The following is a 17312-nucleotide window of genomic DNA, read 5'->3' on the forward strand; positions in this document are numbered from 1 at the left end:
AGAGACCTAATATGAGGAGTGTTCTAACGATGAATAAATTTCGAATCGGCTTAATCGGTTTGGGCGGGATGGCGCAGGAGCACATCCGCTGGATGAATGCAGAGAAAGTCTATCAGTTTGTGGCCGTGAGCGACGTCAACGGGGAAGCGGTGGCCAGAGTAGGCGATCAGCTGGGGATCGAGGACGGGAAACGCTATGCGGATTTCAAGGATTTAATTGATGATCCTGACGTCGATGCCGTCATTTCGGTCACGCCCAACAACGTGCACGCTGATATCATCAGCGCATGCTTGCAAGCCGGCAAGCCTTTTTTGGCGGAAAAACCATTCACGCGAGTCTTCGAAGAAGCCATCTCCTTGCTGGAGCTGTATGAGAAACAGCCCGTTCCCGCCATGATCGGATTTACGTACCGATATACGCCCGCTTTTCGTTATGCCAGGGAACTTATCCGTACGGGCAAGCTGGGTACGATCCGTCATTTCTCCATTCAGTATTTGCAGGGGTTTGGCGTGCCGAACCAGCAGGTTCCCTACATGTGGAGATACAACAAAGCCATCACGGGGACGGGAACGCTGGGAGATCTCGGTTCGCATATGATTGATATGGCCCGTTTTCTGTTTGGAGAGTTCGAAGAAATCACGGCCCAGCTACATACCATCATCCCGGAACGCCGGGACCCGGTGACGGGAGCCATGGCCAAGATCGAGGTCGATGATTTTGCCAGCTTCCAGGCCCGGATGGAGGGTGATATTATGGGCGTATTCCAGACGTCACGCAATGCATTCGGTTCAGGCAATCAGCATGAAGTGTCCATTTATGGCGACCACGGCACGGTCCACGCGAGCACATTGGATCCGGAGCGGGTGGTGTGGATTCGCGAAGAAGAGCCCGGGCAGCTCGCCAGAACGGCAATGGAAGTGCCGCAGCATTGCAAAGTCAAGCAGTATGCCGATTTTGCCGCGATATTGCGGGGAGCGCCTGCCGACGGAGTGCCCGGGTTCATGGACGGCTACCGGAATCAAGAAGTGCTGGATGCAGTCGTCAGGTCAAGCGAGACCAAAACGGTGGTTGAGCTGGGCAAATCCATCGGCCAACGGATTCAGAGTTTGTCATAACGTCTTGCCCATCCAAATATAGAGCGCCATCAAACTGAACAGAAACAGGCAGAAGTTAACGCCCACAAACAATCCGCGTTTAACGGGCGAGCGATGGAACTGAAAAGGGGTACGCAGTTCCCCCGTGCCTTCGATCAGGAACAGGATCAGCACCGTGTGAATGATCATATGGCCGATCACTTCTTTGTAACCGAATACAAGGCTTGTCATAATAAAAATGCCGGATACCAGCAGTGCCGTGAACCGGTTCATGATGCCTACGATGAATGCCCATGCCAGTCCGATTTCAACAAAAGCGCTAATCATGACAAAATGCTCAATGGTAAAACCGAAGGTAGGAAGTCCATAGCTGCCCATAACCGTGCAAGCGAGCTCGGGAATGGTCAGCTTTTCCATGGCAAGCCAAGCGAGGGACATGCCTGTGCATATATACAAGACCGGGGCTGCCGATCTTTTGATGGGAGTGCCGCACACAAACAGGTAATAAACAATGCCGAGATAAAGCAAATAATCGATGGAATGAAAAAGACCGTAGGATAAGGACGCCTGAATATAGAGCAGGAATAGGATGGCGCCGCTCACCGGCAAGGTGCGTTTATAGAGAAGGCACGCTGCGGCTGCGGACAGGCCGAGGATGATCCACATGGAATTGGTTCGGAATTCGGGGGCGAGGTACGAGCCGCTCAGAAGCTGCAGCACAAGCCCGATTGCCAGCCCAATACGCAGAATCACCTCGGTGTGGGGCCCAAGCCTGTGCAGCCATCCGTGGATTCGCACGACGGGCCGCATCTTTCCCAAGGGATCGTGTAATGCGCATGTGAGCAACAAGATCAGCAATGTAAACGCTAACCAAAATAGGAACGTCAGCGTAACGATACGGGGAAAGGGCAGAGGGACCCATTCGAAATTGTCCGTGAACCATTTGACATGAATATAGATGTTGCTAATCTTGGAGAAATGCATTACCATTCAATAAGTTCCTCCCTTAACCAACTCTAGTCACCTAACCAAGATAATACATATTTAACTAAAAAAGTATATTGGTGGATGAATATATCCCTGATAATGATAATATTATCCCTTAGCGAGCATACCTGGGCAGCGTCTGATTTTACAGGCATAACAAACAAGCCGATCCTACCGGATCGGCTTGTTTGTTATGCAACTATTCAATATACAGCTAGCATTTTCAGATTGATAAAGTTCAAGGGGGTTTCTCTGATTTCATGAGGTCGAACTCCTTCATCAAACGGTTTGCTATAATGATGGGAGTAAACGGCTTAAGTAAGGGAAAAGGGTGAAGAAGATGAATGAAACGGAATACATAAGGGAAACACCCGCGAAGAACGGGAAAGGACAAGGAGCGGTGCTCATGCTGCAGGGCACGGCTTCGGATGTAGGCAAGAGCATCGTAACGACCGCGCTGTGCCGTATTTTTCTGCAGGATGGTTATCGCACGGCTCCATACAAGTCGCAAAATATGGCGCTTAACTCCTACGTGACGCTCGATGGCAAGGAGATCGGCAGAGCGCAGGGCGTGCAGGCCGAAGCCTGCGGCATAGCCGCAACAACGGACATGAATCCGATCCTGATCAAGCCGATTAAAGATATGCATTCCCAAATCGTGATCCACGGCGTGCCCGAAATGCAGATGAGCGCGATGGATTACCGGACGCAGTTTCTGCCGAAGGCCAAGGGGATCGTATTGGATGCGCTGGACCGGCTCCGGGAGAAGTACGATATCGTGGTCATGGAAGGCGCGGGAAGTCCGGCAGAGATCAATCTCAAGGATCGGGATATCGTGAACATGAATTTGGCAGGATGGGCGGATTCTCCGGTCATTTTGGTTGCGGATATCGACCGCGGTGGCGTGTTCGCCTCGATTGTAGGAACGCTCGAACTCCTGGAGCCCCATGAGGCGGCCAGGGTCAAAGGGTTCATCATCAACAAATTCCGCGGGGATTTGGCGCTGTTGAAGCCGGGACTGGACTGGCTTGAAGAACGGACAGGCATACCGGTGCTTGGCGTCCTTCCTTACATTCAGGACATGCGAATCGAGGCCGAGGATTCCGTAGTGCTGGATGAGCTTCAATATCAAAGACAGGAAAAACGCGACCTTGATATTGTCGTTATCCGGTATCCGCGCATTTCGAATTTTACGGATTTTGATGCGCTTCGCTGGGAGCGGGATGTCGTCGTTCGCTTCGTCCAATCGGTGGATGAGCTCGGCACGCCGGACGTCATCATTTTGCCCGGTACGAAGGATACGATCAGCGATTTGGGGTTCATCCGGGATCGGGGCCTGGCGGATGCGATATTAAGGTTGACGCAGACGCGGGATGTGCAGCTGGTTGGCATCTGCGGAGGATATCAAATGCTGGGCGAGCGGTTGTCGGATCCGCATGCGGTGGAAGGCAGCGCCCGGGAAGCGGCGGGACTTGGACTGCTGCCGATGCGGACGGCTTTTTCTAAGAAAAAAAAGACCGTTCGCGTAAGAGGGGAATTGTCACAGGAACATCCTCTGAAGCTCGTTTTATCGGATACGAAGGCTATTTCGGCAATAGGGGCCTACGAAATCCATATGGGCGTCACCGAAAGGAGCACGGAGCCTGGCGGATCAGAACACCGAACGTTGTTTTCGATTGAAGCAGATTCGGCGGATTCTTTGGAAGCCGGAGAAGATATTCAAGCACATCCTGAAGGTTTAGCCACCGCCGATGGACGCATCTGGGGGTGTTATCTGCACGGCTTGTTTGACAACGATGCCTTTCGCAGGTCCTGGCTGAACGGCATTCGGGTAAATAAGGGACTGGATGCCATTTGTGAAACGTTCCAAGCGGAAGAACGCAAACTCGCAGAATACAACCGTGTGGCGGACATCGTGCGGAATCATGTGGATATGGAGAAGATTTATGAAATCATCGGCTGTACGCACCGAAAGCCATAAGGAATAGATCCTTTAGTTTGGGCGATAGTGAAGAATAGGAGGATAACACCATGCGGCGGCATGGTGTTATTTGCGTGGAGAGCGCAAATGGATCAGGTGCTATTTTAGAAAAAAGTTGATTAATTATAGGATAGGGGGGTATACTAATTACAGAAACGGATGATAAGTCATCTTACAGCATATCCAATGAATGGAGTGATAGCGCATGTTGAATAAGAAGGGTACTGTGCTAACCTTAACGAGCATACTTGCAATTGGATTAATGACATCATGCGGTAATGCGAAGCAGGCCCCGGATACAGGCGGCCACGGCCACGGCGGGAACCATAATCAGGAAACCGTCAATCCGGAAGAGAACGGGCACAGTGGGCACGGAGGCGGGCATGAGACGGCCTCGAACAACTACCAGGCTGAATTTACATGGAATGAACCGGCAAGCGCAGGCACCGAAACAGAGTTAACGATACAGATTACGGACAACAACGGTGGACCCGTCCAGGAATTTGATGTCAATCATGAGAAGCTGCTGCATCTGATCATCGTGAATCGCGATTTGTCATTTTTCAACCATATCCATCCCGATTACAAGGAGAACGGCGAGTTTACCGTGAACACCACGTTTCCCGCCGGCGGCGAATATAAATTGATTGCGGATTTCGTGCCGAAGGGCGCTGGAGGGAGCACGCTCAGCGATTGGGTTCAGGTGGAGGGAGAAGAAGGAGAACCTTCGGCCATTGAGCCTGACTCCAGCCTGATCAAACAAGTCAACGGCAAGGAAATCGAACTGAGCCTGAACAATGCCTTATCGAATGAAGAGGTCGTGCTCACCTATCATATTCAGGATGCGCAGACGAAGCAGGGAATCAGCAATCTGGAGCCTTACCTAGGCGCGGTCGGTCATGTTGTCATTCTGTCCGCAGACGCCGAGAAGTACATCCATGTGCATCCTCTTGACGAATCGAGCACCGGTCCCAATGCGGAGTTTGCGACTACCTTTCCGCATAGCGGCATCTACAAAATCTGGGGACAATTTCAGCATCAAGGTGAAGTGATGACCGTGCCTTTTGTTGTTGAAATCAAATAATTTTTGTTTGAGGAGTGATCGACATAACAGAGCCATTGAAAATCTACACCATACCCACTTGCAGCGATTGCCATCATGCCAAGCGTTACTTCAAGGAGCAGCAGGTTCCGTACACGGAATATGATTGCACGCAGAATCCGGAATATCCGGAAGAAGTGAGACGTCTGACGGGAAAACAGATCGTGCCTACGATCGTTATCGGCGACAACGTATTTATCGGATTTGCCGATAACTTTCAGGAAATCAGGGAATTGATTAAATAAGCTAGGTTCAAGGATATAAAAAAATGAAGCATGGATCGGTCCTCGCCGGATGATCCATGCTTCTTTATATGGAGGATAAAGAATCGCTTCGCATGAGTTACCAAAGTTCGACGCAGGTCAGGTCGTACGTCGTCGCCAGTTCCTGCCGATGCCGATAATAGCTCTCTTCTTCCTGTTAAGACGATGGACGCTTACGGATCAGCTCAATCACGCTGGCGATGTCGTCCCCGCCATAACCTTCCTCTACCCGGCGTTTCATCAGTTCGAAGATCGGCGCGAATGTTTCGGCGCTGACGCCTTGTACCCTGCTGACCTCCCCGATGGTGTCATGAGCGGCTTGCATCGCCAGACTCGCATCCTTGGCGGAATAATCTCCGGTATCGATCTGATTTGCCATCTCCGGCATGGTGAAGATCATGGCTTGCAGAAACGGAATCAGCAGCGTTGTCGTGAAATCCGCTGCCTTCGTGCCCTCGGAGCCCGCAAGCGCCACGGCATGGATGAAGCCGCCGAACATGCCGTACATGCCGCTTAGCAGTGCCAGGTCATTCAGTGGAGCGAGAGCAGGATCGGAGCCTAAATAGTGACTAGTCCCTAAGCGTTCTAAGACCTGTTTATATGTTTCGTAAGCAGTTTGAGAACCGCTGTAGAGTATGACGGCATGAGGCGTGGCGATCAGGGAAGGCACGGCCATGATGCCGCCATCCAGATATTCGGCGCCCTGGGTTCTCATCCAGGTCCCCATCGTGCGGGCCTCTTCGGGAGTGCCGGTTGTCAGATTTACGACAACCTTGCCGGAAAGCTTCTCCCTCATGGGTTCAAGAATATGGCGGGCGGCATCATAATCAAGTACGCATACAATCAAGAGGGGACTGGCGGCGATGGCATCCGCGATGTCCGTAGTGCCGGAGGCACCCAAGCCTACAAGTTCAGCGGCTTTTTCAGGCGTGCGGTTCCAGACGGTGGTGACATATCCGTTGTTCACGAAGGTGCGGGCCAGTTTGGAGCCCATGGCGCCTAATCCGATCACGCTTACCGGACCAAGGATAGAGCCGTCCGCCTGCGCATCGTAAGGATGATTACCATTAGAAAATCTCTTTGGATTTGTATTCATCGGTATAACCCCTTTCTGGGTTTGGGATGATACCCATCCTAAAGTATGACACTAGTGATAATGTCAAGAGAGACGATGATCATGAAAATGGATGCTACACCTTATAAAACGTAAATAATCAGGCATTGCGCGTCTAGAATGTTCGTTTTGAAGAGTTTTTTAATGGTAATTCGAAGGTGTAAATAATCAGTAGCGATGTTATTATATGGATTGTGTCTTTTTGCAGCAAATTTTTCGTCCAAGCGCCGATAGCCCATCATAGATTTTTGAAACGATTCCCAATATTATGCGTAACAATACTCACTGCTTTAAATGGAAGGGGTTGTCATCATGGATTATGGAATGAACGTTATTTTGTTTGAAAAAAGACCGGACGGTGAGCTGGTGCAGATTGAAGAGCGGGCATGGACGATGAACATGGTCGCTGCGCTGGAGCACGTGAATTATATCGTCGCGGGCGGCAGGGAATATGAAACGATCGAAGGCAGATTAAACGTGGACACGGGCAAACTGGAGCTTCTGCTCGTTCCGATGCGGAACGATTAATTCTGTCCGAAAGGAGACATCATCTTGAGTAATGAAAAAGACAAAAAAGACCAGCCCGCTTCCAAATGGCTGACGCCGGAAGGCAAACCGATTCGAGTCTTGTCAAGCTCGCTCGGCATCGCCTTGTTGGCGAATGCGTTTCTGGTGTCGGGCGCGGCAGCGAAGAATCTCGCTTCGGAAGCGGTTACCTCATCCGAAGAGCCGCAGCTGGTATCCTGGTCGACGGAAGAAGTAAAGAAGTATTTTGACAAGAACGTGGACTGGAACATCCCGTTCCCTAGCGCAGAAGAATTCGAGGAAGAGCCGGCGGTAGGAGCATCCGCAGGATCAGGCGGGGGAACGACGGTAATCAATAACTATGGCGGCTACAATTCCGGTTTCGGCTGGGATGATCTGCTGCTCTACCACATGCTGTTCAACAACGGCTCCTACTATTCCTCCAGCGGATGGTACAACAATCATCGCGGATATTACGCGAATAACGGCAAGCCTTACAAACCCCGCACGTATTCGAGCGGTACGTTCCAGAACAAACCGGTGGTGAACTCCAATGTCCGTCCCAAGACCTCAACGTCCTCTTCGGGAACGATAACGCGCCGCTCCACATCGTCCAAGTCCGGCGGCATTGGCGGCAATTCCAGCGGCTTCAGCTCCTCGGGTTCGAAATCCAGCTCCAGATCCGGCGGTTTTGGCGGATGAGCCGCGAAAGCGTGTTTACCGTTTCGGGACTGCCTGACCCCAATCGGAATGGGCGGGTATCGGAGCTCGCAGAGCTTGGCTTTACCTGGGCGAATTTGGAAGGGGAAGCCTACTGGATAGATCAAATCGTCACCATACGTCAAGAGACCTATCGCGAGCTGGAAGAAGCCGCTGCGGTACTGTGGGCGACGCTGGACAAAACCGTACGTTACGTCCATCGCAACCATCATATTTACAGCTTGATCGGCATTCCGCCGATTCTGTGGCAGATGCTGGACGAATGTCCGCTGCCGGAGGAAGGGTTGATCAGCCGGTATGCCAGATTTGACTTTGCGATTGCCCATGACGGCAGCATCAAGCTGCTGGAGCTGAATGCGGACACACCGACAGGGTATGTTGAGGCTTCCATTGCAACGCCGTGGATGTGCGCTCAGGCCGGCATCTATTCTCCCAATGAGCGGATGCAAGAGCTTGTGGCACAAGCGTGGGCGGCAGAGCGTCCGGATACGGCCGCATGCATTGCTTACGGCGAGCATCTGGAGGACTCCGGCACGATCGAAGCATTGGTCCGGCACAGCGGGCTGGATATCAAGCTGGTGGATTGTCTGGATCTATGGGTGGACGAAGGCATGCTGAAGGACGGCGAAGGCCGGGAGATTCACCGGATGTTTGCTCTTTATCCGAAGGAATGGATGTCCGTCGATGATGGCGGGGATGCGCTTGCCTATGCCATCGAGACGGGGCGACTCCAGCTGTTCAACTCGCCGCACAGCATTCTGCTGCAGTCCAAAGGCTTGCTGGCCGCCATGTGGGGCATGTATGAGCTGGGCCTATTGTTCGATGAGCAAGAACGTGAAGCGATCGTTAAATATATGCTGCCGACATACAACAAACCGGTGTTCTCCGGCAATTTCGTATCAAAGTCGATGTTCGGCCGAGAGGGTGGTTCTGTCAAACTGTACGACCAGACAGGACAACTCGAGGTAGAGGATCAGGACGGATATGATACTAGCGTCATGTTTCCGACGGTCTATCAGAGGAGGGCCGAGCTGGCTCGCGTCGAGACGGCGGAAGGGGAATTTCATTTGCTGACGGGGTTGTTCGTCCTTAATGGTATGCCATGCGGTTTGCTGGGACGGGCGGGCGGTTTGATTACGGGCAATTCGAGCCATTTTATCGCAATGGGAGTGAAATAAATGCAGTTGAAACAAGAGAAAAGGCAGCAAAGCGGTGCTCCGAAGGGAAAGAGGAAACCTCCGGTCGTCCTGGCGGTGCTTATCTTATCCCTTTTGGTTTTAGCGCTGAGCGCATGCTCCGGCGGCAGCTCCACCGTGTTCCATACCGGATCGGAGGAAGTATCTTCAACCTCTAGTCGCGTGCCTTGGGACTATCGCATCATTGAAGGGACCGTCGGCGATTTGATTGGCGGCGACATGACCGTCCTGCCGGATAACGAGCTCCTGCCTAACGATAACAACTATGCTACAGGGGACAAAATTTGGACGCTGCAATTCATGGACGCCGAGCTGACCACGGATGCGAATCAGCGTAACGATATCCGGTTATCGACCTGGCAGACCCTTAAGTCGTTCAAGGATAAAAAGACGGCGGAATCGGATTTGGCCAACCTGAAAGTGACCGTCAAAACCGACGTGAAGCTGGTTGGGGTATATAAAACAACGTACAAAAAAGACACCAGGCATTTTGCCGTCGTTGAGCTGCCGACGGGCAACCGGATCAAGCAGCCGATCGACGAGAAGCGTTATGCCGCAATGGAGAAGAAGGACACGGTTGATGTTGTATTGGAGGAAGTGCATGATTTCGCCGATTACGACTTGGCCTATGCAAAATTTCGGGGGTGGGCGGATTGACGGTCGTCATTAATATTGTTATAAGTGTGATCTGTATTATCGTGCTTCAATTGCTGGGCATGCTGATTTTCAGCTGGATGACCCGGTTTAACGACATGGAAGAGCTGAAGAAAGGCAATGTCGCGGTTGGTCTGGCATTCGGCGGCAAGTTTATGGCAACGGCCATTATTTTGGGCATATCGGCATATACGAATTCATCGATATGGCATATGATACTGTGGTTTGCCGTTGGATATGTATGCTTGATCGTTGCCTATTGGGTATTCGAGCTGGCGACGCCGGGTCTTCGAATTTCCGAGCACCTGCAAAAGGGCAACGTAGCGATCGGCATCCTGCTGGCGATGGTGTTCATCGGCACAGCCTTTGCGATCAGCAGCCTGATCATTTAGGCCGATTTGCACCCATGGGGAGAGGAGCAGGAGCGTGCACTTTTTTCTGAGATTATCTTTGAAAATGATGCGTCTGCGTAAAACAACGATCAGCGTGATCGTGGTGCTGTTTGTGGTGCTTTGCTCGACCCTGGCATTCCTGCTGGAGCCGGAAACGTTTCACCATTGGTTTAACGCCCTTTACTGGGTGCTTACCACGATGGCCACCGTAGGTTATGGCGATTATTATGCAGCTACCGTACCGGGCAAGATATTAACGATATTCATCTATATCTTCGGTATCGGGCTGCTCAGTTTAGTGATCGGTAAAGTGATCGAATCGTTTGGAAGCATGCAGCGGCAGAGAGGAGCGGGCAGGTTGAACTTTAAGGGCAGCGGCCATGTCATCATTATCAATTGGAGCAAAAAAGCGATGTCCGCGATCGACGAGATTCTGTCGTATTCGCCGCAGTCCGAGATCGTGGTCATCGACGATTCCAGCCGGCATCCCGTGGAGCATCTCGAACAGGTGCATTTTGTAAGCGGCGATCCTGCATCGGATGATGTGCTGATGAGAGCCAACATTCTGGAGGCCAAATCGGCCATTGTCTTCGCGGACGCCCGGATCGACGAATCGGCGCTGGTGGACGGCAAGTCGCTCCTGATTGTTTCGAGCATCGAGCGGATAGCGCCGGACGTACATACCACGGTGGAGATCATGCAGGAGAAGCATGTGCAGAATTTCCGCCACAATCAAGTAAACGAGTTTGTCCTCTCGCACGATGCCGTTTCCCGATTGGCGGTGCGGGCAGCGCTGCAGGAAGGAAACTCGGATGTGCTGATGCAGCTGCTCAGCCGCCAGCACGGCGACGATATTTACGAAGTGGCATTAAACCCCGCATGGAAGACCTACGGGGATGCATTTCAGGATCTGCTGCGGCAAGGAGCGACGCTGATCTCCGATCGCAGTGACCTCAGCATCAACCGCAAGCTCGATTTGCCGATTCCGCGGGATGCGAGGCTGTATGTGGTTTCGGACGAAGCGACCATGAACCGGATTGCCGGTAAGCTTGCTTGAGGGGCTGCGAACATTTCATTAAAAGACCATGCTGTCTCACGTGAACGGGTGAGGCAGCATTTTTTATTGCGAAGCTGCCAATTACGAATTGACGTTTCGAATTCATATGCGTTAATCTGCTTGTTCCAGGTGGTCGGTGTAAATCGACTGCTTGACCTGCTGGATTCTCGGAAATGACACTTGGGTCAGCGGTCGGATGTCATGGGTAACGGCAGCTGACTCCTCGATTGAGGGTTGTCGGCAGCCAAAGTATGGGACATCCGTCGCGGATGAATGGATATATTCCAAAGTGAAAACGCCCCTGTTTAAACAGTGGGCGTTTTTTCATATGGGCTTCAGATCATGTCTCTAAGCATGTTCACGCTGCTCTTCTCCAGTGCCATGGGAAACAGCTTCACCTTGCCGGGAGCTAACGATCGAACCTCTTCATATACGGCATCAGAGGCATACACCTGATCGGATTGCTCGATCCGCTGCAGCAGGTCTTCCCGATGATCCAGACCGGCCAGGCTGGCACGGACCCCATCGATACCGGCTTCTTGAACGCGGCCGGCCATCCACTGCGCACCTGCCTTCCCCAGGCAGACAAAACTGAGATGGCTGCCAGGTGTCAGCCGGGCAATATCAAGCAGGACCGACGTTTCCGCATTCGCGCCAATAACGAAAGCTTTTTTGTCGTATTTGCTGCACAGGGCTTTGACTTCGGAATCATGATTAAGCGTCGTGACAATCAGGCTCGAATAGTCGAACGCTTCGAGCAGCGCTTGTTCTCCCGCCAACAAATCCTCCAGAAACACCGTTTTGACTTCCGCGCCGGTAATTTCCTCAATCGCTTTCTGATAGAAGGGGAAATCATGCCCTTTACATTCGATGAACAGAATTCGCCGCTCTGCGTTCAGGACAGGCTCCTGCAGCAGCGTATAGGCAAGGGATGCGGCAAAGAACTCGCTCGCCGGGATATGAAGGGAGCCCAGCTCCTCCGTCGTTCGCTCTGCGAGCTCATGCATCAGCTTTCTGCGATTTCGAAGCTCTTCTACCTGAGGGTTGTTCAGAACCTGCGTTCCTTTGCCTTTATGCATGGAGACGATCCCCTCGTCCTTCAGCTGGTTGTACACCAGGTTTACGGTGTTCCGGTTCAGACCGAGGTTATCCGCGAGCGCGCCCGCCGGGGGCAGCATATCGAATGGTTCGATCTGTCCAATACCAATCAGCCACTTTAGCTGTTCCTTGACTTGCGTGCTGACATTCATGGGAGCGTGCGGGTCGACTCGAAGCATGAGCTTGTGTGCCATATCGAGACCTTCTTTCCTAGTCAACTAGTAATTTAACTTTACACAAAAAACTGAAAATATACAACAAAGGTATTGACAAGTATAGTTTTAAATCGTTATTTTATATATAACTAAATAACTAGTTAATTATGAATATGGAGGGTTAATATGAAGGATCAAGCTGATTCTTATTTGCAGAAAATGAAAGGGGGGGCTAGAAGTCCGTTGACCGTTCGTCCCATGAATCTCGCCGTTGGCTTTATCGGGGGTGCCGTTTCGATCGGCTTACTGGCCCTTCTCTCCGCGCTCGCAGGAAGTCCATGGATCATGGCGCCCTTTGGGGCGAGCTGCGTGCTGGCGTTTGCAGTATGGGATGCGCCGTTATCACAACCAAGAAACCTGGTCGGAGGGCATCTTATTTCCACGCTTACGGGACTTGTAACGCTGGAGGTCCTGGGTGACGGAATATGGGCCATGGCGATCGGGGTGGGAGCCGCGATCAGCCTGATGGGAATGACCAAGACGACCCATCCTCCCGCCGGCGCAGACCCCTTGGTCGTTATTATGGCTGGCAGCGGCTGGTCATTCCTGTTCACGCCCGTGCTCGTCGGATCGGTCATGATCGTAGTGGTGGCTCTGCTTGTCAATAATGCGGTAAAGGAACGAAGATATCCGACTTTTTGGTAGTGAAGGCAGTTTTTTCTTTGATGAATAAACGGTAATCATGGCAAGTTCTTCAATCTCATATCGTCAACAACAGACCCGGACCGACAATGGACCGGGTCTGATTTATGTTGTCGCACCGCAGATTTGAACATTAACCAAACTAATTTATATAACGCAATGAGGGGAAATCCAAACCGAAATCCCGAAAAATAGGCGATACTTACCACTTGATCCTGGTTATCAAATCTATAGAATATTACACAATCCCGGTACAGGACTCTATTCTCATTTTGGATAAAAGGTTAATATTGCCAAACCTTTACAGAATGCGGTTCTCAGCCGTTTTTTTATACGACTTTGGTATCAAATTTGTCATAACTATGGATAATGATGTAAAAATGACCGGAACTTTAGCAATTTTTTTGCGTTTAACATTACGATTCGCGAAAATTTTCTGAAAATATTCGTAAATCTCGCTGTATCTCACGGATGGGATGAAGTCGTTCGGTTCCAGCCTTGTCAGGGCAAACGCACATTGGTTTCACACAACTAACATCAGGCTGTGAAGTTGTCAATGAACAGGCAGGAAGGAGCAGCGATTTGATTTATCGGGGGAAAATTATGGAAGAAGTTTGTTTTACTTCTTTTTGACTACTATCGAGATCGGAAAAGTTGGTAAAGAAGGAATATGGTATCGGGAGCGCATCGGCTATAGAATGACGAGTATGGCTCAGTCGTCATATGTCGGTGCAGCAACAAGCATGTCAAAGAAAGGGCAGGTGAGCAACGAAGACGATGAGCAGGCGAAAATGGTGGGTTGTCGCAGCATTTTGCACTATAGTGCTTCTCTGCGGTGCCGCTGTAATCTTAGGATATCTACGGCCGTCATTAAAAACGTATGCGGATGCGGACGGCGTGAAAATGAAATTCAAAACAGAGGGAACCTCCTTTCTGGTATATGAGGATGAAGAGGTTTGGAAAGAGGTTTTTGCCAAGGGCGTGAACCTGGGCGCAACCGTACCCGGGCATTTTCCCGGCGAGCTGCCGGCCACCGAGGAAGATTATCTGCGCTGGTTCAAACAGATCGATGATATGGGAGCAAACGTCATTAGGGTCTACACGGTGCATAATCCGGTCTTTTATTCCGCGCTGGTGAAATACAACCGGGATAAAGGCGATGATCCCCTGTACTTCATGCAGGGCATCTGGTCGCCGGAGGAGCAGCTAATCGAGCGTCGGGATGCGTATGACGAAGAAATCGTCCAAACGTTTAAAGCGGAGATCTCGAAGGCAGTCGCTGCAGTTTACGGGGATATCAACGTTGAGCCCAAGCATGGGCAGTCGAGCGGCAAGTATAAGGTCAATGCGGGCAAGTACCTCATGGCCTGGCATGTGGGTACGGAATGGGACCCAGCCATGGTTGATAACACCAACAAGGTACATAAGGGTGTCCCTCAGTATAAGGGGTCCTATTTCTCGGGGACGAAGGACGCAAGTCCCTTCGAGAATTGGCTGGCATCTTTATTGGACTACACGGCTGCCGAGGAGCAGAAGTACGGGTGGCAGCATCCGATGACATTTACCAATTGGGTCACGACCGATGTGCTTGAGCATCCGGGGGAACCGCTGTTTGAAGAAGACCTGGTGTCCGTCGATGCAAGGCATGTCGAACCGGTGAACTGGGATGCGGGATATTTTGCGGCATACCATGTGTACCCGTACTATCCGGATTTTTTCCGGACGGACAAAACATTGCAGACCCTTCCCGACGGGGACGGTGGCTACAACACGTACAAAGCCTATTTGCGAAAATTGAAGGCAGAGTTCGAGGATATGCCGATCATGGTTACCGAGTACGGCGTGCCTTCCTCCATCGGTATTTCCCACCACGGTCCTGGAGGGAAGGATCAAGGAGGACATGACGAAGCGGAGCAAGGCGAAGTAAATGTCTCTCTGACCCAGGATATTTACGACGAAGGCTATTCCGGAGCGATCTTGTTCATGTGGCAGGACGAATGGTTCAAGAAAACATGGAACACGATGCCTTTTGAAATACCGGCAGACCGCCGGGCATTCTGGTTGAATGTGCTGACCAACGAAAAGATGTTCGGCGTTCTGGCGATGCAGCCGGGTAAAGCGGAACAAATTACGATCGACGGGGATTTGACCGACTGGGATAAGGTTCCTGAAGGGGAAGTCAAAACCTGGTCCGGTACGGCTCCGGGCGTAAAGAACATGAAATTGACGCATGACGAGGCTTATCTGTATATCGGCATGGAGCTGGACGAAGCATTTGATCCGAAACGTTCCAAGCTCTTCATCGGAGCGGACACCATCCCTGGCGGCGATATACCGAAGAAAGAGCTGGCGGGACGAACGCTCACCGGCGGGGCTTTGGAAACGTTGATTCAGGTAGGTCAAGAGGACGAATCCCAGGTAACCATAGCGCCATCTTACGATTTCCACAGCCGGCTGTACGGCAAGGAAGGCTATTGGATGCTGCCGGGAGAGGAAGCCAAGGGAACGAAGGACGATCCCGTCGTACCGGGCGGCTCGTTCCATTCCTGGAAGCTGGCCATCAGCCTGCTGATGAATCCGCCGGACACCCGATTCTCCCATCCGTTTGTGGATGAGACGGTGGGGACGCTGAAACGGGGAACCAGCGATCCGGAATCTCCGGATTTCAACTCCCTTACGGCATGGCAGTATCAAGACCGCTTCGTCGAGATGAGGATTCCGTGGATGCTTCTAGGATTCGGAGATCCGAGCTCGCTGCAGGTGCTGGACTACAGTCCGCTTCAAGACAAGCGCACGTTCAGCACGACCACGGCGGACGGTATCCGGCTGGTTCCATGGATCACGGAAAGATCCGAGAACACCGGCAAACCAGCTTCAGGATCGGGGCAGTCCATTAATCTGCAGGACATCGAGCCTTATACATGGGAGCTGTGGGAAGCAACCCAATACAGCGAACGCTTGAAGCAAAGCTATTACGATATGCAGGAAATATTCACGCGTCTCCCTGAAACGGGGCGGCAGCCAGATGCTAAATAAAAGGAGGAGCCATCGGAGATGTTTTCAAATTTAGAAATGGCATACGTCTTTGTCTATGTATGCCTCGGCCTGATTGCAGCCGGCATTATCCTGTTGTTCCAAATGAAGATCAAGCATAATGCCATACAAAGAGAAACGGAACGATTTACGGAAAAACACCATGATTACTTTGTGTATGTGCAGAGTCATCTGCATGATGATACCACGCTGGAGCTGCCGCCAGGCAAATTGACGTCGGCCGAACGCCGGGTCATCCAAGCCAAGTTTATGGAGTGGATCGAGCAATTCAAAGGCGACGCCAGAGAGAAGCTCCTGCGTTTGTGCCGGGACGCCGGGTTTGTGGAACAGGAAATTCGGGCATTATCCAGCATGAGGAAAGACCGCCGCATTGAAGCGGTCTACCGCCTCGGCGGGATGCGGGCGGAAGAGGCCGTTCCCCAGCTCCAGCAGCTGATGAACCGGACGAAATACGGTCCGATGACCATCATCATTGCGCGGGCAATTGCCAAGAGCGCGGTTTCGTCCCAGCAGATTCGGGAAATGTTGTCCAAGCTGCTGTCTTACGATAAAGCCATTCACCATATGGCTGCCGATATTTTGCTGGAGACCCGGCTGGATTCGGCCAGCCTCATGCGCAAGCTTCTGGACGATCCCGATCCAGGGCTAGTCAAGGTTTCGCTTGTTGCCATGTGGGGACAGGCCATTCCGGCCGTCGTGCCGGCACTCGACCGATTGGTCGGATCCGAGGAGAAGGACGTGCGTGCCGAGGCCGTCAAGCTGTATCTTGGCTCGAACCCGGCCCTGAAGGATGACACTATTGTGGCACTCATGAATGATCATGAGTGGGAAGTGCGGGCGGCAGCGGCGAAAGCGCTCGGACGGCTTCATGCCGCAGGCAGCATTCCGCTCCTGGCTTCAGCCCTGAAGGACGAGAATTGGCATGTGCGGAACAACAGCGCGGAGAGTCTTGCCATGTTGGGAGAACAAGGCTTCGAGACCTTGTGCCAAGCCGCGCTTACAGGAGAAGGTCCAGCCAGGGAAACGGCCCTGTACCGGATCGAACGGATCATGTCCAACGAAGGCGAATACGAGCAAGTGGAGCAAATGGTGGCATTTAATAAAAGAAAACTGGTGTACGATCGTTATTTCGGCGTTCAAACGAACAAACGGATCGGCACGGTTGCAGGAGTAGGAGGAGATTACACTGCTTAGAGATATCCTGCTCACTTACGGGAT

General features: G+C 51.8%; 16 protein-coding genes. 13 read left to right on the plus strand and 3 right to left on the minus strand.

Features of this window, described 5'->3' with window-relative positions; all coding sequences use genetic code 11:
• The first annotated feature begins 29 nt into the window (after positions 1–29).
• Positions 30–1115 carry a Gfo/Idh/MocA family protein gene (locus tag GYMC10_RS10095; RefSeq protein WP_015734388.1) on the plus strand — a complete coding sequence of 362 codons (1086 nt, stop codon included), beginning with the start codon at positions 30–32 and terminating at the stop codon, positions 1113–1115.
• Here GYMC10_RS10095 and GYMC10_RS10100 read toward each other — a convergent pair.
• The gene (locus tag GYMC10_RS10100; protein WP_015734389.1) at positions 1110–2084 is read right to left on the minus strand and encodes a hypothetical protein; all 975 of its coding nucleotides are present in this window, start codon (positions 2082–2084) and stop codon (positions 1110–1112) included. The genes GYMC10_RS10095 and GYMC10_RS10100 overlap by 6 nt on opposite strands.
• 337 nt (positions 2085–2421) lie before the next feature.
• Between GYMC10_RS10100 and GYMC10_RS10105 the strand changes: the two genes are divergently transcribed.
• From GYMC10_RS10105 to GYMC10_RS10115, 3 genes are all read left to right on the plus strand, one after another.
• Positions 2422–4062: a cobyric acid synthase gene (locus tag GYMC10_RS10105; protein WP_041621963.1), complete on the plus strand. Its 1641-nt coding sequence runs from the start codon at positions 2422–2424 to the stop codon at positions 4060–4062.
• Between the two features lie 205 nt (positions 4063–4267).
• Positions 4268–5146, plus strand: a complete 879-nt coding sequence (locus GYMC10_RS10110) for a hypothetical protein (RefSeq protein ID WP_015734391.1) — start codon at positions 4268–4270, stop codon at positions 5144–5146.
• Positions 5147–5160: 14 nt separating this feature from the next.
• Positions 5161–5409, plus strand: coding sequence for a glutaredoxin family protein (locus GYMC10_RS10115; RefSeq protein ID WP_015734392.1), 249 nt, complete (start codon positions 5161–5163; stop codon positions 5407–5409).
• Between the two features lie 175 nt (positions 5410–5584).
• Here the strand turns inward: GYMC10_RS10115 and GYMC10_RS10120 are convergent, their stop codons facing one another.
• A complete protein-coding gene (locus GYMC10_RS10120) occupies positions 5585–6523 on the minus strand; it encodes an NAD(P)-dependent oxidoreductase (RefSeq protein WP_015734393.1) in 939 nt (312 codons plus the stop codon).
• Positions 6524–6853: 330 nt separating this feature from the next.
• Here GYMC10_RS10120 and GYMC10_RS10125 point away from each other — a divergent pair, with 330 nt between their 5' ends.
• The 6 genes from GYMC10_RS10125 to GYMC10_RS10150 are packed head-to-tail and all read left to right on the plus strand — an operon-like array spanning position 6854 to position 11085.
• The gene (locus GYMC10_RS10125; RefSeq protein WP_015734394.1) at positions 6854–7069 is read left to right on the plus strand and encodes a hypothetical protein; all 216 of its coding nucleotides are present in this window, start codon (positions 6854–6856) and stop codon (positions 7067–7069) included.
• 24 nt (positions 7070–7093) lie between these two features.
• Positions 7094–7768 carry a hypothetical protein gene (locus GYMC10_RS10130; protein ID WP_015734395.1) on the plus strand — a complete coding sequence of 225 codons (675 nt, stop codon included), beginning with the start codon at positions 7094–7096 and terminating at the stop codon, positions 7766–7768.
• Positions 7765–8964, plus strand: coding sequence for a glutathionylspermidine synthase family protein (locus GYMC10_RS10135; protein ID WP_015734396.1), 1200 nt, complete (start codon positions 7765–7767; stop codon positions 8962–8964). Before GYMC10_RS10130 ends, GYMC10_RS10135 begins: the two co-directional genes overlap by 4 nt.
• Entirely contained in the window at positions 8965–9639 is a 675-nt protein-coding gene (locus GYMC10_RS10140; RefSeq protein ID WP_015734397.1) for a hypothetical protein, read from the plus strand. It begins immediately after the preceding gene.
• Positions 9636–10028, plus strand: a complete 393-nt coding sequence (locus GYMC10_RS10145; protein WP_009592598.1) for a DUF350 domain-containing protein — start codon at positions 9636–9638, stop codon at positions 10026–10028. The genes GYMC10_RS10140 and GYMC10_RS10145 overlap by 4 nt, the downstream gene beginning before the upstream one ends.
• Positions 10029–10062: 34 nt before the next feature.
• Positions 10063–11085 carry a potassium channel family protein gene (locus GYMC10_RS10150; RefSeq protein WP_015734398.1) on the plus strand — a complete coding sequence of 341 codons (1023 nt, stop codon included), beginning with the start codon at positions 10063–10065 and terminating at the stop codon, positions 11083–11085.
• Positions 11086–11420: 335 nt separating this feature from the next.
• Here GYMC10_RS10150 and GYMC10_RS10155 read toward each other — a convergent pair whose 3' ends face one another.
• Positions 11421–12377, minus strand: a complete 957-nt coding sequence (locus GYMC10_RS10155; RefSeq protein ID WP_015734399.1) for a GntR family transcriptional regulator — start codon at positions 12375–12377, stop codon at positions 11421–11423.
• A gap of 147 nt (positions 12378–12524) precedes the next feature.
• Here GYMC10_RS10155 and GYMC10_RS10160 point away from each other — a divergent pair, with 147 nt between their 5' ends.
• From GYMC10_RS10160 to GYMC10_RS10175, 3 genes are all read left to right on the plus strand, one after another.
• Positions 12525–13043 (plus strand): HPP family protein, encoded by a 519-nt coding sequence (locus GYMC10_RS10160; RefSeq protein WP_015734400.1) that lies wholly within the window; start codon positions 12525–12527, stop codon positions 13041–13043.
• A 774-nt stretch (positions 13044–13817) separates the two neighbouring features.
• The gene (locus GYMC10_RS10170) at positions 13818–16076 is read left to right on the plus strand and encodes a hypothetical protein (RefSeq protein WP_015734401.1); all 2259 of its coding nucleotides are present in this window, start codon (positions 13818–13820) and stop codon (positions 16074–16076) included.
• A gap of 18 nt (positions 16077–16094) precedes the next feature.
• Positions 16095–17288, plus strand: coding sequence for a HEAT repeat domain-containing protein (locus tag GYMC10_RS10175; RefSeq protein WP_015734402.1), 1194 nt, complete (start codon positions 16095–16097; stop codon positions 17286–17288).
• The last annotated feature ends 24 nt before the right edge of the window (positions 17289–17312 follow it).

This window comes from Paenibacillus sp. Y412MC10 (genome assembly GCF_000024685.1).
In the GTDB taxonomy this organism is placed as follows: Bacteria; Bacillota; Bacilli; order Paenibacillales; family Paenibacillaceae; genus Paenibacillus_AQ; species Paenibacillus_AQ lautus_A.

Coding starts and splice junctions, on each gene's coding strand:
- GYMC10_RS10105 (WP_041621963.1), top strand. CDS start 2,422: ATGAATGAAACGGAATACATAAGGGAAACACCCGCGAAGAACGGGAAA.
- GYMC10_RS10140 (WP_015734397.1), top strand. CDS start 8,965: ATGCAGTTGAAACAAGAGAAAAGGCAGCAAAGCGGTGCTCCGAAGGGA.
- GYMC10_RS10170 (WP_015734401.1), top strand. CDS start 13,818: ATGAGCAGGCGAAAATGGTGGGTTGTCGCAGCATTTTGCACTATAGTG.
- GYMC10_RS10120 (WP_015734393.1), bottom strand. CDS start 6,523: ATGAATACAAATCCAAAGAGATTTTCTAATGGTAATCATCCTTACGAT.
- GYMC10_RS10095 (WP_015734388.1), top strand. CDS start 30: ATGAATAAATTTCGAATCGGCTTAATCGGTTTGGGCGGGATGGCGCAG.
- GYMC10_RS10100 (WP_015734389.1), bottom strand. CDS start 2,084: ATGGTAATGCATTTCTCCAAGATTAGCAACATCTATATTCATGTCAAA.
- GYMC10_RS10125 (WP_015734394.1), top strand. CDS start 6,854: ATGGATTATGGAATGAACGTTATTTTGTTTGAAAAAAGACCGGACGGT.
- GYMC10_RS10160 (WP_015734400.1), top strand. CDS start 12,525: ATGAAGGATCAAGCTGATTCTTATTTGCAGAAAATGAAAGGGGGGGCT.
- GYMC10_RS10175 (WP_015734402.1), top strand. CDS start 16,095: ATGTTTTCAAATTTAGAAATGGCATACGTCTTTGTCTATGTATGCCTC.
- GYMC10_RS10155 (WP_015734399.1), bottom strand. CDS start 12,377: ATGGCACACAAGCTCATGCTTCGAGTCGACCCGCACGCTCCCATGAAT.
- GYMC10_RS10135 (WP_015734396.1), top strand. CDS start 7,765: ATGAGCCGCGAAAGCGTGTTTACCGTTTCGGGACTGCCTGACCCCAAT.
- GYMC10_RS10110 (WP_015734391.1), top strand. CDS start 4,268: ATGTTGAATAAGAAGGGTACTGTGCTAACCTTAACGAGCATACTTGCA.